The organism is Methanobacterium sp. SMA-27, from assembly GCF_000744455.1.
In the GTDB taxonomy this organism is placed as follows: domain Archaea; phylum Methanobacteriota; class Methanobacteria; order Methanobacteriales; family Methanobacteriaceae; genus Methanobacterium_B.
The window spans coordinates 736,430-761,386 of record NZ_JQLY01000001.1 but is presented as its reverse complement, the minus strand read 5'-3'; the positions used below and the strand labels follow the sequence as shown (position 1 = coordinate 761,386).

The 24,957-nt window shown below is 31.8% G+C and carries 23 protein-coding genes; 4 read left to right on the top strand and 19 right to left on the bottom strand.

The genetic code is table 11. From position 1 onward, the window contains the following. Positions 1–224: 224 nt before the first annotated feature. Both DL91_RS03910 and DL91_RS03905 read right to left on the bottom strand, forming a co-directional pair. On the bottom strand, positions 225–464 hold the full coding sequence (locus DL91_RS03910) for a PRC-barrel domain-containing protein (protein ID WP_048190327.1): 240 nt from the start codon (positions 462–464) through the stop codon (positions 225–227). Positions 465–593: 129 nt separating this feature from the next. Next, complete coding sequence (locus tag DL91_RS03905) at positions 594–1,583, bottom strand: transglutaminase family protein (protein WP_048190326.1); 990 nt, start codon at positions 1,581–1,583, stop codon at positions 594–596. A 214-nt stretch (positions 1,584–1,797) separates the two neighbouring features. Here DL91_RS03905 and DL91_RS03900 point away from each other — a divergent pair, with 214 nt between their 5' ends. Further along, positions 1,798–2,238 (top strand): SRPBCC domain-containing protein, encoded by a 441-nt coding sequence (locus DL91_RS03900; protein WP_048190325.1) that lies wholly within the window; start codon positions 1,798–1,800, stop codon positions 2,236–2,238. Positions 2,239–2,298: 60 nt separating this feature from the next. On the opposite strand, the gene DL91_RS03895 is transcribed toward DL91_RS03900, so the two are convergent. From DL91_RS03895 to DL91_RS13800, 11 genes are all read right to left on the bottom strand, one after another. Then, positions 2,299–2,697, bottom strand: a complete 399-nt coding sequence (locus DL91_RS03895) for a hypothetical protein (RefSeq protein ID WP_231551381.1) — start codon at positions 2,695–2,697, stop codon at positions 2,299–2,301. Between the two features lie 96 nt (positions 2,698–2,793). Beyond that, on the bottom strand, positions 2,794–3,261 hold the full coding sequence (locus tag DL91_RS03890; protein WP_048190324.1) for a hypothetical protein: 468 nt from the start codon (positions 3,259–3,261) through the stop codon (positions 2,794–2,796). Between the two features lie 182 nt (positions 3,262–3,443). Beyond that, positions 3,444–5,459, bottom strand: coding sequence for a PAS domain S-box protein (locus DL91_RS12750; protein ID WP_052374123.1), 2,016 nt, complete (start codon positions 5,457–5,459; stop codon positions 3,444–3,446). 227 nt (positions 5,460–5,686) lie between these two features. Then, the gene (locus tag DL91_RS03880) at positions 5,687–6,550 is read right to left on the bottom strand and encodes an alpha/beta fold hydrolase (protein WP_048190323.1); all 864 of its coding nucleotides are present in this window, start codon (positions 6,548–6,550) and stop codon (positions 5,687–5,689) included. 264 nt (positions 6,551–6,814) lie between these two features. Next, a complete protein-coding gene (locus tag DL91_RS03875) occupies positions 6,815–7,969 on the bottom strand; it encodes a PAS domain S-box protein (RefSeq protein WP_048190322.1) in 1,155 nt (384 codons plus the stop codon). 289 nt (positions 7,970–8,258) lie between these two features. Then, positions 8,259–9,896, bottom strand: coding sequence for a sensor histidine kinase (locus DL91_RS12745; RefSeq protein WP_052374120.1), 1,638 nt, complete (start codon positions 9,894–9,896; stop codon positions 8,259–8,261). A gap of 13 nt (positions 9,897–9,909) precedes the next feature. Next, complete coding sequence (locus DL91_RS12740) at positions 9,910–12,834, bottom strand: PAS domain S-box protein (protein WP_052374118.1); 2,925 nt, start codon at positions 12,832–12,834, stop codon at positions 9,910–9,912. Between the two features lie 776 nt (positions 12,835–13,610). Next, on the bottom strand, positions 13,611–13,943 hold the full coding sequence (locus tag DL91_RS03860) for a DUF5518 domain-containing protein (RefSeq protein ID WP_048190321.1): 333 nt from the start codon (positions 13,941–13,943) through the stop codon (positions 13,611–13,613). A gap of 84 nt (positions 13,944–14,027) precedes the next feature. Beyond that, on the bottom strand, positions 14,028–14,192 hold the full coding sequence (locus DL91_RS03855; protein ID WP_048190320.1) for a hypothetical protein: 165 nt from the start codon (positions 14,190–14,192) through the stop codon (positions 14,028–14,030). Between the two features lie 58 nt (positions 14,193–14,250). Continuing rightward, positions 14,251–15,699, bottom strand: coding sequence for a B12-binding domain-containing radical SAM protein (locus tag DL91_RS03850; protein WP_231551380.1), 1,449 nt, complete (start codon positions 15,697–15,699; stop codon positions 14,251–14,253). A 288-nt stretch (positions 15,700–15,987) separates the two neighbouring features. Further along, entirely contained in the window at positions 15,988–16,506 is a 519-nt protein-coding gene (locus DL91_RS13800) for a DUF5518 domain-containing protein (RefSeq protein WP_052374116.1), read from the bottom strand. A gap of 151 nt (positions 16,507–16,657) precedes the next feature. Between DL91_RS13800 and DL91_RS03840 the strand changes: the two genes are divergently transcribed. Beyond that, a complete protein-coding gene (locus tag DL91_RS03840) occupies positions 16,658–17,269 on the top strand; it encodes a TetR/AcrR family transcriptional regulator (RefSeq protein ID WP_052374113.1) in 612 nt (203 codons plus the stop codon). Positions 17,270–17,525: 256 nt separating this feature from the next. Here DL91_RS03840 and DL91_RS03835 read toward each other — a convergent pair whose 3' ends face one another. From DL91_RS03835 to DL91_RS13410, 6 genes are all read right to left on the bottom strand, one after another. Continuing rightward, the gene (locus tag DL91_RS03835) at positions 17,526–18,197 is read right to left on the bottom strand and encodes a hemerythrin domain-containing protein (protein WP_048190319.1); all 672 of its coding nucleotides are present in this window, start codon (positions 18,195–18,197) and stop codon (positions 17,526–17,528) included. Positions 18,198–18,415: 218 nt separating this feature from the next. Next, on the bottom strand, positions 18,416–20,173 hold the full coding sequence (locus DL91_RS03830) for a histidine kinase dimerization/phosphoacceptor domain -containing protein (RefSeq protein ID WP_048190318.1): 1,758 nt from the start codon (positions 20,171–20,173) through the stop codon (positions 18,416–18,418). Positions 20,174–20,871: 698 nt separating this feature from the next. Then, positions 20,872–21,228: an STAS/SEC14 domain-containing protein gene (locus tag DL91_RS03825; protein ID WP_048190317.1), complete on the bottom strand. Its 357-nt coding sequence runs from the start codon at positions 21,226–21,228 to the stop codon at positions 20,872–20,874. 209 nt (positions 21,229–21,437) lie between these two features. After that, positions 21,438–21,596: a DUF1622 domain-containing protein gene (locus DL91_RS14495; RefSeq protein WP_369792065.1), complete on the bottom strand. Its 159-nt coding sequence runs from the start codon at positions 21,594–21,596 to the stop codon at positions 21,438–21,440. Between the two features lie 248 nt (positions 21,597–21,844). After that, entirely contained in the window at positions 21,845–22,327 is a 483-nt protein-coding gene (locus DL91_RS03820; protein WP_052374110.1) for an isoprenylcysteine carboxylmethyltransferase family protein, read from the bottom strand. A 479-nt stretch (positions 22,328–22,806) separates the two neighbouring features. Continuing rightward, complete coding sequence (locus DL91_RS13410) at positions 22,807–22,983, bottom strand: hypothetical protein (protein ID WP_156095950.1); 177 nt, start codon at positions 22,981–22,983, stop codon at positions 22,807–22,809. Between the two features lie 422 nt (positions 22,984–23,405). On the opposite strand from DL91_RS13410, the gene DL91_RS03815 reads away from it, so the two are divergent. Together DL91_RS03815 and DL91_RS03810 are read left to right on the top strand one after the other, a co-directional pair. After that, the gene (locus tag DL91_RS03815; RefSeq protein WP_048190316.1) at positions 23,406–24,035 is read left to right on the top strand and encodes a DUF4013 domain-containing protein; all 630 of its coding nucleotides are present in this window, start codon (positions 23,406–23,408) and stop codon (positions 24,033–24,035) included. A gap of 189 nt (positions 24,036–24,224) precedes the next feature. Further along, positions 24,225–24,875, top strand: a complete 651-nt coding sequence (locus DL91_RS03810; RefSeq protein ID WP_048190315.1) for a hypothetical protein — start codon at positions 24,225–24,227, stop codon at positions 24,873–24,875. Positions 24,876–24,957: the final 82 nt, after the last annotated feature.

Here is a 24,957-nt window from a genome sequence, read left to right as displayed (position 1 = left end):
ATTTAATTTAAGAAATAATGAATTATTTAATTCATATATTAGTTTGGTTTAAAAATAGAACTAATTGAAATTAATTAAGAAAAATAATCCCCAAGGTAGGTTGATAGGAGTTTTAAGCCATATTTCTCAATCTTTTTTTATATTCAATGCAAAAAATAAGATTAAAGGCTGTTTTATTGAATACTCTAATAAAATTTCTGTTTATATCTTCTTGGATATTGTTATTATTGTTTGTGGATTTCGTTGTTAAGGAGTACTTTATCCCTTATTATTTTGATCTCATGGTATGGAATTATTATTTCACCCTTTGAACTTCCAAGGTTGTCAAAGATTCCCGCGTCACCAACAACAAAGGATTCCAATGTTTGGTTTTCAAAATTTACATCCAGATCTTTTACACGGCCAATTACATTACCTGAAATATCCACAACTTCTTTGCCAATAATTTCTTCTTTTACTTTCATGGTATTTTTCCTTTAGGATTTTTTTTATGTATGTTATTATATGATTGATGTTCTAAATGAAATTTTTTAAAAAGAAAATTGATAAAATTTTGAAGTTAGAGATTTATTAAACATTCTTGTTTGGTATGTTTAAAATGGTAGTTCATCATAGTATGCTACCACTAAGTCTTCTCTGTATATGAGGTTTTCCTGTCCAAAAATGATACCATCAGTACTTGCATCGGCATCTACCCAGTTATCATCTATCTTAAATTGTGCTGCTAAGTGGCCATGGGTTACATGTGAATAATAAAAGTAATCATTTGAATGTTTGTACCTTGTTTCAACATCAATGTCCAGGCTTTTTACCATGGCTATTTCGAGTCGGGATAGTTCACAACAGTTCCCAGTCTTATTGTTCAGTACCTCGTTAAGAGAACACTCTGTGTTGTCGTGATCGTGCCATTTGTAATTTGTTTGGACATAACAGAAAATTGCTTGGCATTTATCCCATGATGTTTCTTTATCTTCTGTTATTGATTCAGCAAGTTCAATTATCCTCGGATCTTGGTATGCGTTGTCCCAGTTATATTGATTTTGTTGTTCCTGGACAGGTGTACTTATATTTAAAGATTTTTCAACTGTTTTTGCTTGTACTGAAGATATATTTGAGGAGTTTTCGGTTAATTCTATAGCTTTTCCCGCGTATACTGAATCAAAGAATTTTTTTGTGTATGTTAACTCATTGTATGAATTTTCAAGGTGTATATTCCCATCTGCATCCTTCCCCAAGTACAGTAAAAATGGGGTTTTGTTGTTTTTTATTTGTACAATGTCACCGGGTTCAAGTTTGTTTCTGGTTTTTTTAACTCCCTTAGCAATCAGATTTTCGTTGTAAAAATTGCCTATAAAATCGTTATATTTATCCATATCGGATTTTAAATTTTTTTTATTCTGTTCTTCCTTCATTATATTTCCGAATGCCAATATATACGAAGATGAAATGGGATGGGTGTCTAACAATGCCCCAGAATTACCTGTTTTATGATCAGCAAAATTAGAAGCAGATGCTCCTATTATCATGGTTGTTGAAAACATAATTATGGAAATAATTGATAAGCTTGGTTTTAGAAATTTCATAAATAGTATTACTCCAAAAAAAGTATTGTATACCATTAGTATTATCCCTAATCTAAAAGTTTTAATATTTATATATTTCTATATAAAACTGGTAATTTGTCTTAATAATGATACAAATTTAATTGATCAATATCTCAATCATATAAAAAAATAGAATATTAATTTATTATTTTTTAGGAAATTTTTTTGTGTGATCAAATAGATATATAGAGTTATGAAGGAAATCTATACTGAAATTCAGATAAATGCATCTCCCACTACCGTGTGGAATATACTTACTGATTTTGATGATTTTAGCAGGTGGAATCCTTTTATTAAGGAAATTACAGGTAAAACTCAAGTAGGTTCTCAAATTTATGTGTATATTAAACCTCCAAATTCAAATGCAATGAAATTTAAACCTAAACTATTGAAATATGAACCTGAAAAAGAAATAAGATGGATTGGAAAATTTTACCTCCCCAAATTGGTAGATGGGGAACACAGTCTAAGTATTAAAAAACTGGATAATGAGAATGTTCTGTTCGTTCAAAAAGAAACATTCAGTGGATTGTTGGTACCATTTATATCTGGACTATTAAATGACACGAAAACGGGTTTTGAATCGATGAATAAAGAATTAAAGAGAGAAGCAGAACAAAAAGAAATGTATTAATTTTCAATAAATACGCATTATTTAGTGTTAATTTTAGATTTATTGGTTATGGGTTTATTCTTATTCATTGTTTTCCAGTTTGTCCAGTCTGTCCTCGATTTTTTTGAGTTTTTTGCCGGTGAATCCTCTATATTCATTGAATCTGCTGTCGAGTTCGCCCATATCGCGCGATATTTTTGAGTACCTCTTTTCAATGTCTATAATATCTTCTTTGGTTGCTAGTTCCCAGTCTTTTATTAACTGGTCACTTTTATCGTTTAAAAACAGGTCTATTTTATTTGAAAGTGTGTCTGTAGATTTTGGAACACCTTTAACCGTACCTTTTAGTTTTTCACCTACACCAGATACCTTTTCACTGACATTGTTTATCATACTACTATCAGTTGCACCAGAAATTGTTGTACCTACTTTGTCACCTATACCCATGGATTTTTCAGCACCAGAAGATTTTTCAACCATTACAAACCAACCCCTACTATAATTCATTCAAAATTTACTGGAATTTAATAATGAATTTAATAATGAATTTAATAATGATTTATTATGAACTCCTTATCATTTATCTCCATTAAATTTACTTATTCTCCGTTTAAATTCCTGTTCATCCATTTCAAATTTATCTTCTTTCCTCTCGAATTGCATTTCCCTATTTTCTATTGCACCGAGTGATTTTTGGATTTTTTTGAATCCTGTTGTTGATTCAAAATCCCTTATCTTCTCCCTTATATCGTAACTATAGGATCCTCCCATATCAGATATAGTGGATTTATTTTCTGTTGTTGACCCTGGAAATTCCGGTGGCAACACTAGATCACTCTTTATTCCATGTGATTTAAGATCTCTTCTTACAAGATCTATTTTCCTTTGAGCTGTCTCCTTTGTCAATGAATCCAGATTTTTCTGTGCTTTTCTGATACGTCTAAACTGTAGGAGTGCGAATATCAATCCAACTATAATTATGATTGCTATGATTATGTAAAACATTTTTTGTGAGATTGGTGGAATTTGCGGAATTGCTACCATGATAGTTTACCTCTAAAAAATTTATTATTTTATTTTACAAAAGTTTTTCTAATCTATATATATGAATTACTTCCTACATTAAATTTTTGAAACTTTTTTATGATTACAATCCCATGTTAACTCTCTTGAATGTATTTTATATGCACTATCGTAATAATAAATCCAAAAACAATTGCTTCCAGTTAATCATTCTTAACATTCCTAAATTCATTCTTTAATGGTATGGTGAAATAGAATGTTGAACCTTTTCCTGGTTCTGATTCAACCCAGATTTGTCCACCTTGTTGATGCACAATTTTCTGAGCAATTGCAAGTCCAATTCCAGTTCCTTCATAATCCTCTTGGGTATGAAGTCGTTGAAATATGGTGAATATCTTTTCCAAGTGTTTAGACGACATTCCAATTCCATTATCTTTAATACTAAAGAGATATTGGTTTGTTTCTTTGGTTGCAGAGATATGAATTTTTGGAGGTTTTTCACTGCGGTATTTAATGGCATTTCCTATAATGTTTTGGAACAGCTGAACCTTTAACTGCTCATCTCCATTGATTGTAGGCAATGGATCATGGGTTATAATGGCATTACTTTCTTCTATTTGTACTTTCAAGTTTTCTAAAGCATGTTTTAATACATGTTCAAAATTTACAGGTACGATTTCCTTTTTTTGACTTGATATTTTTGAATATTGTAGAAGATCGTTTGTCATGGCATCCAAACGTTTAGCTCCATCAACAGCAAATCCAATAAACTCATTTGCATCTTGATCTAACTGATCCTGATATCTCCTTTCTAACAACTGTAAAAAGCTTGTTATCATCCTTAATGGTTCCCTCAAGTCATGGGATGTTATATAGGCAAACTGTTCTAGCTCTTTATTAGATTGAGCCAATTTTTTTATGTTCTCATTCAATTTTAATTCTATCTCTTTTCGCTCGGTTATGTCCTGATTAATTCCCACTATTATACCAGGTTTTCCATTTTTATCAAATTCTGCAACTTCAGCTAATGTATTTAAAACTCGTATTGAACCATCATCTAAAACTATTCGAAAATCAAAGTTTTGAGATTTACCTTCAGATAATAATAGATCAACATGTTGGTTTACGTATTTCTCATCATTTGGATGCATATAATCAGCAAATGAACTTAGAGTAGGAGTGAAAGTATTTGGATCTACTCTATATATTGAATATAATTCATTAGACCAGTTTATATCACCAGTTTTGAGATTCCACTCCCAACTTCCAATATGAGCTATATGTTGCGCTTCGGCAAGGCTTCGTTCACTCATTTTTAAAGCTGTTTCAATCTGTTTACGCTCAGTTATATCTGTGATAAATGAATAATAATATTCAGGATTTTCATTCAGATCTAAGACTATGTTGACCAAAAGCTCGATGGGTACTCGCGAACCATCCTTTCGAATATATTCTTTTTCATAAATGACTGGCTGGCCCGTACGATTGAGTTCATTTAATTTTTGCTTTTCTATTTCCCTCCACTCTATGGGTGTGAGGTTAGTTGACCAGTCAATGGTATGAAGTTCTTCTGTTGTGTAGCCAGTGAGTTGCTCAAAGGCATGGTTGTGTAATCCAAGTCTTCCATCGGGGTAACCTACAGCAAAAGGTTGAGATGCATGTTCGAGTATATCGGCTAAAAATTCCTTCTCACGTTGTGTTTCACGCAGGGCTTTTTCCTTGTCATATGCAGCTGCTTTGTTTCGGTTTCTACGATAAAGTTCTGACACGCTACTTATCATTATTCCAATACTTGTAAAAAGTACAACTCCAATCTCTTCTATTGGTGTTTTGAATGTAAATTGTCCCAACGGTGGTAGAATCCAGATTACTGCTATCATTACTGAAACAATTGTAGCAAGTAAACCAGGCCCTAAGCCAGCTAATAGAGCCACTATTATAATTGCCGGATAAAACAAGATGTACGTTGGTAGTCCAGGACCAAACAATGCCGTAAGTGCCAAGTATAGCCAGAATGCCAATATCACCACGAGAATTGCTCCAAAGTAGCGCAACGTCAAATTCAACCATGGACGTTTTTGAATCTGGTGCAGAACTTCATTAGTTCTTGTATCATTGCTTGAAATTTCTAAATCTTCAGCAAATTCTTGTATTCGTTCCGATGTGGGTTTATTCTGATTTTCATCGGCGAATTTTATGTTATCATCATCTCTGACCATTATAATACACCAAAATTTGAATTATCATAATTAAAATATGATAGATATTATATGGACTTATCTTTTAATTAAATTTATTTAATTCCCAAAATTTTTCTAATATTCTAAAATAAGTAAAAATTATTGACTTTAAAAAATATTTTGCTTGTTTAATTAAAAAATTATAAAAATGAACTAAGTCTTAATTAAAAAAATAATTTGAGTAAATTTTTTCAAAATGATAAATACTATTTTCCCTTTAAAAATCGTTTGATCTCATTTGCAATTGGTTCAGGTTTGCCATAGTCCTGTGCTGAGTCATGGTTAAGGCCTTTAAGTTCAACGAGATTAGAACAGGGTAATACATTATAAAGTTTGGTCATGCTGTCTTTTAATAAAGACTGGGTTTTGCTTCCCTCAAGTAGCAGAACCTTTGCAGATACAGCCTTGTATTCATCAATGGTTCCTTCGGTTTTTTCAACAACATGTAACTCCGGACCCAATACAGGGATAAGATCCTGGTAGGGTACTTCATCGCCCTTAACATTTCTTTGGTTGATCCAGAGTATAAGTTTAACAAGAGGTACTAGTACAAGATCAGGTATGGCCCTGACGGGGGCAGCAGAATCTTTTGTAATCTCTACAGTAGCTTTAGCAATATTATTATCGGCTATATTTTTGTCTAAATGTTTTATAGTGACTTTAAATTCATCAAGCCCGGGCTGTCCTGCGAAGATAAGAGGTTCATACGCTATGACCTTATGGATCGAAGGTAAAGAAATTGCAGCATGCAATGCAAATAATGCTCCATCTGCAGTTCCAAATACATAATGCGCTCCTGTTTTATTTAACAGGACATTTAAATCCTCATCTTCTTTTTCGATACTGTAATCACTCCCAAATGGGCCGCTCATGCCACGGCCCCGTCTGTCAGGAATATAGACGGTGAATTCATCAGAGAGTAATTTGCCCATTTTCATAAGATTTTGAGATGCATTCACACCTCCGTGAAGAAGAACAATGCCAGGACCACTGCCCATTTGCCTGTAACCAACGATAGTACCATCTTCAGACGTAACAAAACCTTTAGTATATTTTTGTTTTGAACTCATAATTGTAATATATTGTCCAGTTCACAGAAATAAATTTGGTCATAATTGTATAATTAAGAAAAAAATAATAATTTATATTATTCGCAAATAATGAAACAATGACCTATAGAATATTTTTATCTTTGCAAGTACCTACTTACTATATCATATACTCAGAGCTGCTGTTAATTTAAGACAATATTATTGCATAATATTTCCAAAAATCATCTTATCCATCAATTAACTCACCCTCATATAAAAAAAATTCAAAATTTTTATTTATTATTAATATTTGTTTTTTGTGACCATTCTTCCATTATAACTGGAACTACTCTTAAAGTCTCTTTCATATTCTAACTCATTAAATGTGATTTTAAATTCTGTTCCATTACTCATATCCAGCTTTAATTTCCCATTTAACTGATTAACAAGACTATATACTAATTGCAGGCCAATTGTTTCAGTTATTTTTAGATGAATATTTTTTGGAAGTCCTATCCCGTTATCTGCTACAATGAGTTCTAATTCGTCCTGGAATGATTTTAATTCTATTCTTATTGTTCCTTTGAGTTCAGGGAACGCATGTTTGACACTGTTAGTAACCAGTTCATTAATAATTAGACCACAGGGGATGGCAGTTTCCATGTTCATTTCTATATCTTCAATATCTAATTCTGTTTCAATGGTTCCAGAATTGACTCGATGAGAAGATAATATTTCAAATACAAGTTTCTCCACATAATCTTTGAAATTGAGTTTAGTGAAACTGGATGATTCGTATAGGTTCTTGTGAACCATAGCCATGGTATCCAATCTGCCCTGGGTATCCTTTAAAACCTTTTCGGATTCCTCTTCATGTACATGTTGAATCTGTAGGTTAAGTAAACTGGAAATGATATGCATATTATTCTTAACCCGGTAATGGATTTCTCTTAGGAGATTTTCCTTTTCTACAATGGATTTTTTGATTTCACTTTCGGCCTGTTTTCTTTCGGTGATGTCTCTGATTATCGCTGAGAAATATGTTGTTTTATTAGATTTCCACGCTGAAAGTGACATTTCAAATGGGAATATTTTACCATCTTTTCTTAAACCTGTTGTTTGAACTGTTTTTCCAAGAAGTCTGTGTTTTCCACTTGATTTATAATTTTCCAATTCATTTAGATACCCTTTCCTAAATTTAGCTGGCATTAACATTGTTAGGCTTTTGCCAGATAACTCATCAGTAGAGTAACCAAATATCTGTTTTAAAATTTTATTAAAAAACAAAATATTCCCATTGTCATCTGTTGTAACAATTCCATCAGTTGCAGACTCTGCAAAAGTTCTAAAACGTTCTTCACTTTTTTTAAGAGCAATTTTAGTTTTCTTACATTTCATTATTTCTTTTTTCATTTCAATTATTTCATCACTGAATTGCTCTTCAGTTTCCCTTGACATTTTTGAATAAACCCCCATATACTCTCAAAAACAGTTTAATTTACAAGTTTTACTATTAATATATTTTTATAAAGTAATATAACTTGTTAAAAAAATATATACAAGAACAGAGTTGAAGTATATGCATATAATTCCTTTAAATTGCTCCGAAATTAAATTAAATGTTTTAACATCAAATTCTGGAAAAAAATAAACCCTGAAATCAAACTCTAAGCAAAAAAATATACCACATTTGATGTTTGGATAAAAACTCAACAAATTCGCATCCGATGTGCCTATTGATTCCATCTTAACCATTATAGTCTAAATCTTTGAAAGTGATCTTAAATTCAGTTCCATTATTTCTATCAAGCTTAATTTCACCATCAATTTGGTCGGTTAAACTGTTTACTATTTGTAAACCTAGCGTATCTGTGTTTTTGTAATCTAAATCTTCGGGAAATCCTATTCCATTATCTATTACGGCGAATTCGTAGTGCTCATCTAATGAATTGAAATCTATAACAATTTCTCCATCCATACCATCTGAAAAGGCATATTTTAAACTGTTTGTTATGAGTTCATTCACTATTAATCCTAGTGGTATTGCAGTGTTGATGTCCAGAAAAATATCATCAACATTAATTTTTAGTTCTATTAAGTTTGGATCAGCAATGTAGGTATGGAAAAGTTCATTGGCTAGTGAAGTGATGTAGTCACCAAAATTTATCCTTTTAAGATCAGTTGATTGATACAATCGTTCATGTATAAGTGCCATGGACCGTGCACGGTTTTGACTTTCCTTAAAAATATCCTGGGATTCTTTATCTTTTATATAACTCGACTGCAGATTCAATAGGCTGCTTATGATCATCAAATTATTTTTGACCCTGTGATGGATTTCCTTAAGGAGCATTTCTTTTTCTTCAAGAGAGGTTTTTATCTCCTTTTCCATTGTTTTACGTTCTTCAATTTCCTCATTTAGTAGGACATTAGCATTAGTTAACTCATTTGTTCGTTTTTTTACTGTTATCTCAAGATTATCCAAATTTTCTTTCAGATGTTCTTCGGCCTTATCCCGTTCAAAATCTGTTTTATTCAATTTAATGGCAAACCACAAGAATATTATGGTGTAAACTAATAACGTAGATAAAATAAGTATTGAAAGTCCAAATGAATTATCGTATAATCCTACTTTTCCACCTAAATATGTGATAAACCCTATAATAATTGTAAAAATTATTAGAATTGGAAGAATACGTTGTGCGAAATATGAACCAAGTTGATTACTAGTTAGATTAGAAACAAATCCTTGATCAGGCCGTGCAAATAAAATGCTTAAACTAGCCCATAACAATAATAACACAGCATAAATGGCCACTCCCGTGAAATTAGGAATGTAATATAATTGAGAAGCACCATAAAGAAATCCAATTAAAGGTAAAGCCACAACAAAAACGACAATAAGTGCCATAATTTGAGACCCGTTAACAGTTTTTGGTGTATTTTTACTCAAAAATAGCAAAGAAGGACCTATAAGAATAAAAGCAACAGCAACAGCTAATGCCATCCTATTAGGACTGGATGCGTATAATGCACCAGGAAGCTCTTTAAACAGTATTTGATCAATACCCAAATTTATAGCAAATAAATATTCAATCAGGGTTAAAATTCCTATCAATGTTACTATGATAGCACTTATCTGAGCTATGCTTCGCATACTTCCATTGGTTCTATTGGTTTGCAATAACCACAACGAAACCCCGAAGAAAATCAAGGCCACCGCCGTATTAGTTTTTATAGTGGAAAACCCTGTGCCTGGACTTTTCAGGATTGAAATATCAAAAGCCCAACCCAAAAGAACCAGAAACCCAGCTATCACTATTAAAATACTGGATAATTCAGGAAAATATCTAAACCGTTCAATCAAATCAGAACCACCGACCATTACTACCACCACTTTAAATCCTATCTTTATACGATAACTCTTTAAAAGTGATCTTAAATTCTGTTCCGTGGCTTATGTTGATTGTTATTTCACCATCAATTTGTTCTGTTAAACTATTTACCAGACTAAGACCAAGGGATTCTAAATTGTCAAAGTCAAGTTTCTCTGGTAATCCTATGCCACTATCACTGATGATCAGTTCATATTTATCGTCTTCTGATTTAAGTGACACACGGACTTCTCCTTTCCTTCCATTGGGAAAAGCATATTTTAAACTATTAGATACGAGTTCACTTATTATTAAACCGCAAGGTACTGCAGTTTCCATATTCAAACTTATATCCTCTATTTCGAATATTGGTTCAATTTGGGTGATTTCAACATTATATGAATAAAATAAGTTCAAAACTAGACTTGGAATATAATCAACAAATTGTATATGGGTTAAATCGTCAGACTGGTACAGTTTTTCATGGATCATTGCCATAGATTTAACTCGGTTTTGACTCTCCCTTAAGATATTCACAGATTCTTCCGCATCCACGTATTTAGTTTGCAGATTAAGTAAACTGGATATGATCTGCATGTTATTTTTAACACGGTGATGTATCTCTTGGAGAAGAACTTCCTTTTCTTTAAGAGATGATTTAATTTTTTCTTCCGCTTCTTTACGCTCTGTAATGACGTCGAATACTGCTACAAAAAATTCTTTGCGTGGACTATATACTGAAATAGAGAACCACATTTTGAGGGATTCTACATAGATTTCAAAGGTCTCTGGCTGGCCTGTGAGGGATACTCTCCCATAGATTTCGAGCAATTCTGGATCTGATTCTTGTATTAATGGTATGACTTCGCTTACTTTTTTCCCAGTAACGTCCTTTAGTCCAGTTAATGATTCGAAAGCTTGATTCACGTCAAGATATATAAAGTCTATTGGCCGATCTTCTTTGAAAATCATCTTACAATAAGCGAATCCATTTAACATGTTATCGAAAAGTGATTGATATTGTAATTCTGCATTTTCAGCTTTTTTACGTTCAGTTAGGTCACGAATTATGGATGTGAAATAGGTTTTTCCCTCTGACTTCCAGGCAGAAAGTGACATTTCAAAGGGAAATTCATTTTGGTCTTTTTTTAATCCGGTGGTAGTTACTGTTTTACCCATAAGTCTATGTTGGCCACTTTTTTTGAACTTTTCGAGTTCGTTTAGATAATTTTTTTTGAATCTTTCTGGCATTAGGAGGGTTAGGGGCTTTCCTTTCAGCTGTTCTTTGGTATATCCAAAGATTTTTGTTAAACTGTTGTTAAAGAAGATGATATTTCCATTTGCATCAGTTGTGACAATGGCGTCCACGGCTGATTCTGCAACTGCACGAAACCTCTCTTCACTTCTTTTAAGTGCAGATTCATCCAGTTTATGTTGGGTAATATCACGAATAGACTCAATGGCCCCGTTAATGTTACCGTCACGGTCATATAATGGTACTGCTTTTATCCATAGAATAAAATTTTTATCATTTAATTTTACTTCCGTTTCGGCCAAAAGAGCATTCCCCTCTCTCTTAATAAAACGATAATAATTCTCTATTTCCTTATCAAATTTTAATACTAAGTCAATTAATATAGGTCTCCGTTTTCTATAAAATGGTAATGAATATTCATAATTTTCCTTTCCAATAATATTTTCTGCTTTAAACCCTGTCATTTCTTCCATGGCCCGATTCCAAGCAATAACTTTCCCTTCCACATCAATTGCTAATGTTGCATCAGGTAAGAAATCTATAATCTCAGATAAACGTTGTTGTGATTCAATTAGTGCTTTATCCGCTATTTTACGTTTGGTGATATCGTGAAATATTTCTAGTTTGGATATGGTTCCATCTGGATTTTTAAGTGGTTTGTCCAAAAGTTCATAACTTTTACCGGTTTTAATTGAGTTCCATTCCCATTGAATTGATTTTCCTTGGAAGACTTCCTTATTTTTGCACCAGGGGCAAATTTCATTGCTTTCATGCAAATATTCAAAACATTTTTTCCCTTCCACATGTCCAAAATCCTTTTTAATCACAGGATTAATATATTCAACTTCGTAATCCGAATTAAAAATGCAAACACCATCAGGCATAGCATCCAATATGCTTCTAAACTTATCATCTTCTTCCTGAAATAATTCTTCAACCTTTTTTCGATCAGTAATATCCCTTACAATAGCTTGGAGCAAGTATTGGCCTTTTATTTTTAGTCTGTTTAAAGATATTTCAGTGTAAAAAGGTGTGCCATTATACTTAAGATGTTTCCATTCGAAATGTTGTGGATGGCCATCAAGGGCCTTGTTAATATATTCAATTGCCATATCTTCAGATATTTCCTTATTTGGCTGTACTTTGGGTGAAAATACTGAATAAGGTGTTTTTCCTATTAATTGTTCCCTATTAGTACCATAAATCTCTAAAGCCCTATCATTGCATTCTATGAATTTATCTCCTTCCATTAGGAGTATACCGTCAGAAGCTTGATTAAAAAGAGTACGATACTTAGTTTCACTATCTTTTAATTTATTTTTCAATTTGTTTTTATAAATAGCAAGTTCTATGGCATATTTAAGTTCTATTCGGTCGTATGGTTTGATTATATAACCATAGGGTTCTGTGAGTTTGGCTCTTTCAATTGTGGACTCTTCAGAATGAGCAGTTAAATAAATAACAGGAATATTTAGATCTCTGATCTTAGAAACAGTTTCAATACCATCTATTTCTCCTTTGAGAATTATGTCCATCAAAATAAGATCAGGCATAATAGCTAAAGCTTTCTCTACAGCTTCTTCGCTACTGGATGCGATATATGGAACTTCATAACCAAAGGATTCCAATGTTAGTTTAATATCCATGGCTTCTATGTTCTCATCTTCTACTAATAGAATTTTAACATCTGCCATTGTAAATAACCTATTATATTGTATGTACAATCTCCTATTTGTTATTATAGTGAATTGATAAAATGAAAATTGACTTGTTATATTAATTTTGTATTTGGAAGTATTTTTTTTCTTAGACTAGACATTTCTTTATTATGGAATCATTTACATGCCTGTAGAGTGAACTTTTTGACATTTTGAAATAAAATAAGTATGCAACTGTTGTTAAAAAGATTTTCCAGTAATTTTACAGATTAGTTGGTGACCTAACTGTAAATACTTAAGATATTATGAAGACTATTGACTTCAATGTAATGTGTTGCCTGCATACTAATACTGAATTTTAGTTTATTACAATTTCATTACAATAAAAATCAATTCATGAAATAATGCCTCTATTCATGAATCGGGACACTATAATTTTGTATCTTGAATTTTAATGTTAAACTCATAAAGTTTATTTATTTTGTAGACCTAAGATAAACTATTCATAAAAATATTAATGAAAAAAGTGAGAGAAAGGTATCTTTAAGAATATTACTCCTATGAAAAAAATGGACTGATTTTAAGAAATTTTAGATGCACGAATTTGGATGTTAGTTATAGATTCCTGCAAAAATAGAACATTGGAATAGTTTAGGAGTTTTCTTACTCTTTAATATGTTAATACTAAAATTTTATGCTTTAAATTCATCTATAAAATTAAATTTAATCTTAAAAATATTCATAATAATAATTTTTTAGCTAAAAAATGTATCATTCCATCCTAAAAAAAATTAGGAATTAAATTCAGGGTTTTAGAATCTACTTCTACCCCTACCCCCTATTAAAACTCCTATAACTCCACCTATTGCACCTATAATTGCAAGAATGATTATGTCACTTAAACCTGCTGCAACACCAAATCCAATTAAAGCAAGTATAAATAATACTATTGCTGCAACGATACCAACAAGCGCCCCATGTATAGCTCCATTTACATAGTCCCCGCCTATCATGTAACCAACATATATAGTAGCTATTAAGAATCCTATGAATGCACCAGATGCTGATATCAAACCAAGGACAAAACCAAGAATTATTGCAATTACTACACCAATTATTACAGTATTCCATCTTACATAAACCATCTTCATCCTCCATTATTTTTATTATGATTAAGAAGATAATATATTAATAAAATTTTTAATAAATATTCACTGCGTCTCCTAATTTTATCTTTTATTTTTACCTTCGGCTTCTTTAGCTTTTCCCTTTATTTCTCCTTCCATCTCTTTAGCTTTTCCTTTTATTTCTCCTTTCATTTCTTTAGCTTTTCCTTTTATTTCTCCTTTCATTTCTTTAGCTTTTCCTTTAATTTCACCTGTTTTTTCACTCATAAAAATTCCTCCATAATATGTTTTACATTCCTAATTCCTAATATTATATTTATATTTTCTATTTTGATGATGTGTTGTTGTTTAAGTTTTGATACCAACCTTTACCGGTGCCTCCCATGAGTTTTGGGAGTATAAAACTTCGCATAACTGTTTTGAACATAACCTTGAACATGTGACGATGGTTCATGAGATATCGTGGTCTTGCATAAAATTTTAAATATGCCATGGCCAGTTTTCTTTCCACCATCTTCTTATTTAAACCCATTTCATCATACTTCAAAACTGGTTTAAGTACAGTGTATTCATCCCAGTCATCATTGTCTATTAAATCTTTTTCCTTAAGTTCATTGTAGATAGGTGTTCCAGGGAATGGTGTAAGTATAGAATATTGTGAGTAGTCTGAGTCAAGTTTTGTTGAGAAATCTATGGTCTTATTCATATCTTCTTCGGTTTCTCCAGGATATCCTAGAATGAAAGAGGTTAAAACTTCTAGATCCACATTTTTAGCACTTTTAACTGCATCTTCAGCTTGTTTTAATGTTATACCCTTTTTCATAAGGTCCAGTATACGTTGTGACCCTGATTCTACACCGTAGTAGATTGTTTTTAATCCTGCACTTTTGAGATTTTGAAGTAAATTTTGGTCTACACTGTCAACTCGGGATGATGCAACGAAGCTTAAATCTAGATCTCTGGCTTTGATTTCATTTGCTATATCGTTAGCTCTTCTTTTGTTGAGCATGAATGTGTCGTCCATGAATCTTATATCTCTTATTTGGTATTGGTTTATTAATTCTTCAATTTCGTCCACTACATTGTCTGGACTGCGTGAGCGGAACTTTTTACCCATGATTAATGATGATGAGCAGTAGTTACAGTTGTACACACAACCTCTGCTGGTTATTATTCCACCAGTCTGTTCTTTAGAAGCACCATATGAATCAAAGGGTACAAGATGTCTTGCAGGGAACGGTAATGCGTCAAGATCCTTTATCAAAGGCCGTTTTTGTGTAGTTTTAAAATTTCCATTCTTTAAATCCCTGTAAACAATTCCCTTAATGTCGTCAAGATCTTGGATAGTTTCGGTGGAATGGTTGGCTAAATCTACCATTGTTTCTTCTCCCTCACCTATAACTACTACATCTAGGTTTTCTGAATTTTTTAAGGTTTCATATGGCATGAAAGTAGTGTGGGGTCCACCTATTACAGTTAATGAATTGGGTAGAATGTTTTTGACTAGTTCCACGTATTTCAAGGCGCTTTTTATAGTAGATGTGGTTGCTGTAACACCTACTATTTGTGGATTGAGCTTTTCTGCCAGTTCAGAAACCTTTTCGTAGCCCATCTGGAGAAGATCATCATCTACAATTTTGACTGAGTAAGATTCTTTCTCAAGTGATGATGCCAGGTACATAAGATTTGTGGGTGGGGTTATGAAACCAAGTGAATTTTTTAATGCATTTTCATCGTAAGGATTTATAAGCAGTATATCAATTTTTTTATTCATTTTATACCTTTTTTTAGTTATCAATCAAGAGCCTATCTGAAATTTATAAAACTTTTTTTATCATATCTGAAATTTTCTCTATGTTTATGGCATAAACACAGGGGATAACTCTCGTTATCCCTAAAAAATCCTTAAAAATCTTAGTACAATCCTAATATCTTTAATAAGATTATTACTACTATTATGAATACAATGAGGCCTATCCAACTAGTCTGTCCTTTATTATCCATTATATCACTCCTCTAAATTTTCATTTTTTTAACTTATTTTCACACGTTAGTTATTATCTTAGTCTCTTCTATCCCTATCATCCCTTCTATCCCTATCATCTCTACGATCTCTGTCATCCCTTCTATCATCTCTTCGATCTCTGTCATCCCTTCGATCATCATCTCTTCGATCTCCGTCCCTTCGGCCGCCATAGTTTCTGCGGTTTCTGCGGTTTAATAATAATATTAGAGAGCCGATTAAACCGCCTATTGCGCCTGCGACTATTACAAGAATTAATTCTGGTGCTGAGTTTAATGGGACAAAGGTTGATAATTGTGAAGAGAATGCAGCTATCTGACCTTTGAATAAGCTTAGTATCCATAAGATTATTGCACCTGCAACTCCCATAAGTGCTCCATTAATCACACCATCAATAATATCACCATATGATATGTATCCAACAATTATACCTGCGAGTAGAAAACCAAATATTGCAACTGGCAATCCAATAACTGATCCAACACCCAAAATAGATAAAACAACAGTAATTATAATTGCCAAAATAAAACCTTCAACTATCGCCCCAACACTTACCATCTTTTACATTCCTCCAATAATTAAATATATAGTGTTAACTGAATCTTACACCCTATTGCATTCTACTACATTATATGTTGCTATAATCATATAAAAATTTCTACACTTACTTAAATTGAATATAAAAATAGCTAATTGGAAAATAACCTAAATGAGCTTCTTTACAAGAATTAATGCAACAAAATTTATTTTAATAGTTTCAGATTGGTTTTGTGAAAATAAAAAAAAGAAAATTCTTGAATCAGCTTTGAAGCTATTTAACGAAAAAGGTATAGATAATACCTCAACTTCTCTAATTTCTAAAGAAGCAGGCATTGCAACAGGGACTCTCTATTTACATTTTGAAACTAAGGTAGATTTGATCATTGAATTAGGCACCTCTATACAAGAAGAAAGTTTAGAAAGCTTTCCGGATCTAATAGAATCTTCAGTGGGTTATGAATCTTTAGAAAAGTTCTGGCTCGAAAGAGTAGAGTGGGGAGTGAATAATCCTGATAAATATAAATTCATGAAACAATTCAAATCATCACCATATAATATTAAAAATCCCAAACTTAAAATCCCTGATCATGAAAAAAAATTGTTAAATTTAATAGAAGATGGAATTAAAAATAAAATATTGAAAGATTTACCTCCTAAATACATTTCTAAGTTTTTTTCAGCTCATGTCACATTTACAGTTGAATACATTATTCCGACAAAAACCAAAGAAAGAAAAATATTTTTTGAGACATTTTTTGATGGAATAAAATATACAAATTAAGTAGAAAATAACCATTAAGCGATATCTATAACTTCATTAATGTTTTTTATGATTGATTATGGTATCGCAAGCTGGGGGCTTGTTTATAGATTGTTTCAATTATGAAACGTTTTCTCAGTTACGAATCTCAATAATTACAATGTGCACCATTTTACTAGATTAATATGGTGCTTTGTTTCCTTTTCAAGGATTTAAAGAACAATTAAGCTTTCAATCAAACAATCCATAAAGAGAGTGTTGAATTCACATCAATGTATTATTTAAGTAAAAATGGTTGCATTGGTGTCCATTTATCTTTCCAATCAATGGATAAGAGTTGTTTTGCTACAATCTCTGGAGATCCTTGAGTTAATATTGCTCGATCTTCGGGAGATAAGTTATATAATACAAATGGCATCACCAAGTATGCGGGGCCAGTGTGTTCTTGAAAGAACTTTTTATCCTCTTTTTGTAATCTGATCATCTCTTCCAAATCTATGTTCAAACTTCGTATTCTTTCATATAATTGTTTATTCTCAATCTGTATATGGGGATGCCATATCTGATCTATCTTATCGAAACCTGATTTTAATAGTTTTAGTGAGTCCAATTCGTCGTTTTCTGACGTTAAATGATCAATTCCAGTGTTTATTTCCTGTAATCCGTCATTAAATACTTCGTGTTCTGATATTAATCGTTCATATGGTACTTCAGGTAATTTGTCTTTGAAGTAAGGAAATATCTTCTCATCTTCAGCCTGATGATGTCCATGTAAGACTGATGAAAAGCTCTGAACATATTTAATGAAACCTTCACGATTTAATTTTTCTAATGCTCCTATCTGCAAAAACTCATTAATATTCTGAAGGGACACTGCAAGACCACGAGTCATAACTTTGTGAAAACGGATATAGTCCTCTCCTATGTTGGGCTGATTCTCATTAGACATTTAAAAACCTCTTATGTTAATAATTTGTATCAGTTGTTATAGATCATGATTAACATATATTCCATTATTTATAAACCGATGCGTTTACTCATTATGGTTCATTTATTTATATAATTACTTACTTACGATGTCGATTAACAAGTCTAGAGTAATCTTCATTAAAATTAACTGATTTCTTAGAATCCTTTGGAAAATCATCTTCAGTCAAAAATACCACCTTAAATTCGTTCTTTGTATTCTAGTTCTTTAAACTTAATTTTAAATTCTGTTCCGTGGTTTCTGTCGAGTTCTATTTCACCATCAATTTGACGAACTAAATTTTTCACTAGTTGCAGGCCGAGTGTTTCTGGATTTTCTAGATTGATGTCTTCTGGTATTCCTATTCCATCATCTGCAATGGTGATTTCCATTTTTTCGGGTAAGGATTTGAGTTGTATGGTTATGGTCCCTTTTTTTTGGGGGAAGGCATATTTGACGCTGTTGGTGATTAATTCGTTAATTATGAGTCCTAGTGGTATGGCTGTGTCAATGTTAAGAAGTATGTCTTCAATATCCATTTGTGCTTTGATGGTTCCTTTTTTAATTCCGTAAGTGTATAGTATGTCGTATACTAGTTTTTCGATGTATTTCTTGAAATTGATATCGGTGAAATTGGGTGATTGGTAGAGTTTGTCGTAAACTATGGCCATGCTTTTGACTCGACTTTCACTTTCTTTCAAAATATTCTCCAATTCCCCATCATTTACGGTAGATTCTTGTAGATGGAGCAAACTAGCGATTATCTGGAGATTGTTTTTGACCCTGTGGTGAATCTCTCGGAGAAGAGTTTCTTTTTCATCTAAAGATTTTCTGATTTTTATTTCGCCTTGTTTTAGTTCGGTGACGTCTTCAGACACACCTAAGAGATATTGGGGATTTCCTTCTTTGTCGAGTATGGGAATTTTCTTGGTGTGTAATATTCTTTGACCTAAATCCTTGGTTTCAATGGTTTCTTCAAGTATATCTACTAATTTCTTGTTTTGAAGAACTTCTCTATCTTTTTGTGTGAAAAAATCCGCTTCCTTTTTTGGGAAAAAATCATAGTCTGTTTTGCCAATTAATTCTTCTCGGGAATGTCCCATCAATTCTTCTCCGGCTTTGTTAACCATTTCAAAATTAAGTTTGTCAGCACTTTTAATAAAAATCATGTTTGGAATATTTTCTACAATATTTTTCAAAAAATCTTCACTTTCAAGAAGTTCATTTTTAGCTTTGTTTTGTTCAGTGATGTCCATCATCATTCCAGATATGATGTTATCTTCTAAATGTGCGCTGAGAAGGATGGTAATTGTTTCACCACATTTTGAAACCATTTCAACTTTCTGATGTCTGAACCTGCCAGTTTTTTGTAGTTTTTGAATGAGCTTTTTACGGTCTTTTGGATTTTTATAGATTTGTAGTGCTGTTTTGGTTTTTAATGCTTCAATACTTTCAAAATCAAACAGTTCAACCATAGCATAGTTAGCAAAGAGTATATCTCCCTTTAAATTGGTCTTATAAATAGCAACCATTGAGTTATTAACCAACTCACGATAGTTTTTTTCACTTTCTTTTAAAACTTTTTCCATCTGATTTTTGTAAAGTGCGAGTTCAATAGTATATTTAAGTTCATTAATATTGTAAGGTTTAATTATATATCCATAGGGTTCTGTAAGTTTAACTCTTTCAATTGTAGGCTCTTCAGAATGGGCAGTTAAATATATAAGGGGAATATTAAGCTTTTTAATCTTGGAAGCGGCTTCAATACCATCACTATCTCCTTTAAGAATTATATCCATCAAAACAAGTCCAGGCATAATTTCTAAAGCTTTATTTACAGCTTCTTCAGAATCGGAAGCGATATATGGGACTTCATAACCTAAAAATTCTAATGTACGTTTGAGTTCCATAGCTTCAACGCTTTCATCCTCTACCAGTAAAATTTTAATATCTGACATTGTAATAACCAATCTATTATATGTTAATAACCCTATTTGTTTCTATGTTGAGAAAAGATAAAAAACGAAGATTACTGTAATAAATCACTAGTTATTTTAATTTTGTATTTGGAAGTAACCTTTAACTTAACCTAGACATTTTTGTTGTGGAATCATTAACATTCCTATATAATCAATTGTGTCGTCAATAATTATCAAAAATAATAAATTTCTTAAAATAAATGATGGAAAGTGGATACTAACCAAATCATAAAGGTGTGTTGCCTGCATACTCATTCTATTCTTATTCTGACAAATTTTAATAAAAAAATAATTAGTAATAATTTTATAAATAAAGTTATGTTAAAAATGACTCTAAATATAGTTACTTTTAGTATACATTCATCAAAGTATGTTACGGAATAGGGTAATACAAAAAGTGGTTTAGAGTATTAAAATAGATCGTTTAAGTCTAAAAAATACACCATTTTTTAGTTGAGTTCCCACTTGCGGCAACCTAATATCTTTAATCTATGTGTTTACTCATAGACAGATTCATTTATTCATATAGTTATATGTTGACTATGTTATTTACCCATAGCTGCTGTTAATTTGAGAAGCACAAATAAAGAATCAAAATTAAAGGAAATATATGATGCTTCTATTTTGATTCTCCGTCTCTCGTAGAAGTATCTCTAGGGTTGTCTGTTTGCGAGGTTTTATTCTTTTAACCATTTCCATGCAGCTTCTATATCAATCGGGTCGAAAAACTTGGTTTCTATGGATAAAAAAAGTTCTACAAGATTTGTTAGCCACTTTTCCCAAGTTTTATCCCCAATGATGGCCATTTTATTTATCTTCTTGCGGTATGTACGGCTAAAGTTAAAATCAGCCCCCCATGCATCTATATCTACCCATTTGAATTGTGTCATATCGGAAAGTATGGAAATTGATCCTTCTTTGTCTACTAGTGTTTGCACTTCAAGCACTAATATTTTGTAATCTTCTTTAGTAACGTCACCTATTAGTTTGAAGCCTAATACATTTCCTTTACTTTCACTCATTTTTGTAATCATTTTTTTTCCTCCTTTTATTCTTTGATCAACAGATTCATGGATTTGTCATTAAGTTAGTTCATATCCTGGTTTAAAGCATGGTCAAAATAAATCACATCTATAGTACTATTCTAGATTTTTGATGAATTACAATTTTCGAAGAATTAATAATAACCTATTTTTGAATTTGTTTTTGGGTTCTTATTATTCTTTGTCCATGAAGTATCCGATTACTTTCGTATACAGACGATTACGGCTAGTGTGGTGATTTGAGAGAATTTTGGTTCGGTGATGGTTTTTATAAGGTCTCCTACTATGAAAAATTCTAGTCCCAGGGTAATTTTTGATATAAACCGAATTTCTGCATAATAAAAGTGTTTTCTTCTTATTTCTGATACTAACGTTTGATTGTTGCTAATATGCCACCATATATATTATCGAACCTACTACTGAAAAAACTGTTGTAACCCATGTTATAATCAATTCATATCAATTAATGGTCTCAACCCCCGATTTAAAAATATTAAGAAGTTTATTATCCTGGTTTTGATTCGGCCCATATTTGTCCGCCTTGTTGATGGACTATTTTCGGGCAATTGCAAGTCCTATTCCGTGTTATTATCCTTTTCCCATGGGGTTAAGCGAGGTATCCATCTTGGAACATTATTTTTATACTCAATGTAACTTTGCCAAACCTTTTTGTTAAGCCTGGTTCTTCTGAATAAACAAAATAGATATGATTCACAGTAAAAATCATGAGAAACAATACGAATAACCCAATAGAAGCAAATATCAAAGCTTCACCAAAAATGAGTGTTAAAGCACCGATAATCATTGGATTTCTAACATATCTATACACACCAGCAATTATAAGGTTCTTTGGGAGGTCCAAAGGTACCAATGTGCCTTTGCCTATTTTCAAAAATGATTTATTGGTATAAATTATTAATCCTAATCCTAAAATTATCAATAAAGCCCCTAAAGTTAACATAACTCCGGATAAAACTGAATTAAAAGCCAATAAATGATTATTAGAAATAATTACAATAAGTAATGACACTACTACTGTAACAGTAATTGCGAAAATCACAGTAAATAATGCTTTTAGAAATAACTTCATGAATTAAATCCTCCTAAAAAATGAATACTATTCCATTCTGTAAAGCTTTTTCTTATCTTTATAATGAGATAAATACCACTAGTACCTTCTTATCAGATGTTTGATTGAATGAATTAAATACTACAGCATAACTCTATTGATAGGATACATTGGTCGTTATTATGTAGGATATATTTTGCCCTAGTTCTTATAATTATAAACTAATTCTGTTGGGAAGTATACTGTTGTTAAAAAGATTTTCCAGTAATTTTACAGATTAGTTGGTGACATAATATGATTACTCAGAATATTATATAAATTATTGACTTGTAAATAGTATTTTGCCTGCATACTAGTTATTTATGTAAATATCGTTATTATTTTTTTGTTGGTTTTGCTGTTACTCTTTCATTGATGGTCGTTCCAATGATTCCACCAATTGAACCTAATATAAAAGTATATAACAAATGCTACAATTGATCCTACAATTATAATAGCTACTACAACAATCCTAGAATTACCATTGAGAGCTGTGGTAGCAGAGCATTATTAACAGCAGCAGTTATAGTGCTTCCTGAAGTAAAAACTATAATCATCAGAGTGTATATAAAACCTACAATACCTGCTGAAAGTCCTCCATTAATAATTCCATTTTTATGATTTCCCCCACCACACAACCAGCTATGAGTCCTCCTACTAATGGTGCTAGTGGTATGTCTAAATAGGGTATATAATTTCCCAGATATGCTAAAAACAACGTAACAATAAATCCAAATCCTATTCTTTCCAGTTAATCATTTTTATCTCTATCAGATTTAAGTTATTAATCAAATTGTTACAGGAATTTTTTAATAGATGAGTCATCACCTTTAAAAAGGGAATAATGAACCTATATTACTTTTATATCTCACTTTGAAGTAAATAATTATCATTTTGTATCAAAACAAATAGTATATGGGGATATTTGTATGCAAAATATAAAATTAATAGCCTTAAAGATTCAATTTAACAGATGATATTGCTTCTCTAACCTAAATCTAACTTCATTATATTCAAATATTAAGAGACTTTATATTATAATTAACATTAAGGTGAGAAAATGAATATAATTGGAAACATAAGTGATTCTCTGCAATTTCCCATTAAAAATTGGGTGAAGATGATCATACTAGGAATAATTTTGATAATTCCAATCGTGAATTTTATTGGCCTGGGATATTATTTAAGAATTATAAAATCAACTTTGGCTGGTTTAGATGAACTTCCATATTTTGTAGGTGTAGGAGAACTATTTATTGACGGTATAAAACTTTTAATGGTCGGTATAATTTACGCAATTGTGCCTTTAATCTTCTATGCACTTTCATTTGCCTTTCCAGGCTCGGTATTTCTCATAATGGCTGTTATTTCTGTCATAATAATCAGCATATTTGCATATATGGGCATAGCTAACATGGCTTACTATAACAGTGAAATAAGTGCAGCATTGAGATATCTTGAAATACTGGATAGAATTACAGCAATTGGATGGGGAAAATACATGCTTTGGTGGATTATACTGATGATAATTATAACAGTTGCAGGATCTATCATTGGTATATTAGGCGGAATTCTTTTATTCTTTGTCTGGGGTTTCCTTGTCTTTTTATTGGGATATAGCTACTTAACAATATTCCAAGCAAGATCCATTGCATTGATATTGCATCAAGAGAAAATACAGGATATATGAACAAAAAGAACCAGGCACGGTTGAATAATTAAATCAGTTTTGTAATGATTTCTTATATGGGGGGGTGTTTAAATTAAATATAAATGGATATTATTACTTCTAATAATTACTACGATATTAGGTTTAAATTCGGGATGTGTAGCTGCAACAGCGAATTCAACCACTGCTCAAACTAGTTCAAATTATATCGTGGGTTATTATATTAACCCCAATGTAACACCCATATCAGAAATCGATTTCAACGCCTTAAAAAGCGCAGGAATAACAGATATATACGTTTTAGTAACAAATAAAAATTACTCACCAGTACTATCAGAAGCCCAACAAAAATCTAACGCTGTGGGAATAAGGACGAACGCTTGGGTATATCCAGGGTTCAATTATGCCTCAAAAGTCGCTCAGATGAATATAGGAGTTCAATTAGATGTGGAAACATATAATATGCCCAAATATCTTTTACAAATTCTAGCCATGAGATTGGACACCTATGGAGAAACATTTTCAGTTACTGTTAAACCCGATGGATGGGACGGAACCCAATACTACTATCTAATCGCGCCTTTATGCGACTACATAGTCCCCCAACTCTATGTAGGTGAATACCAAAAGGGAATAACCAATCTAACAAACAGGATTATAATCTACAACCAAATCTACAACATCTACAATATCCTTTTTCCAGGAAAAATTGTTGCAGGACTTGAAACATACCAATCTGATAAAAATGCAACTCCCAAGAATGCAACTACATTATCAGCAGAAATCAAAGCTGTACAACCATATACTCATGGAGTAATCCTATTCCGGTATGGATTATCCAACTTCAATGGTTTAGAATAGATCATACAATTGATTCATCTACCATCATCTTCTATATTAATTATTGAATATAGGAAAATTAATAAAAAATTAATCCTACCAA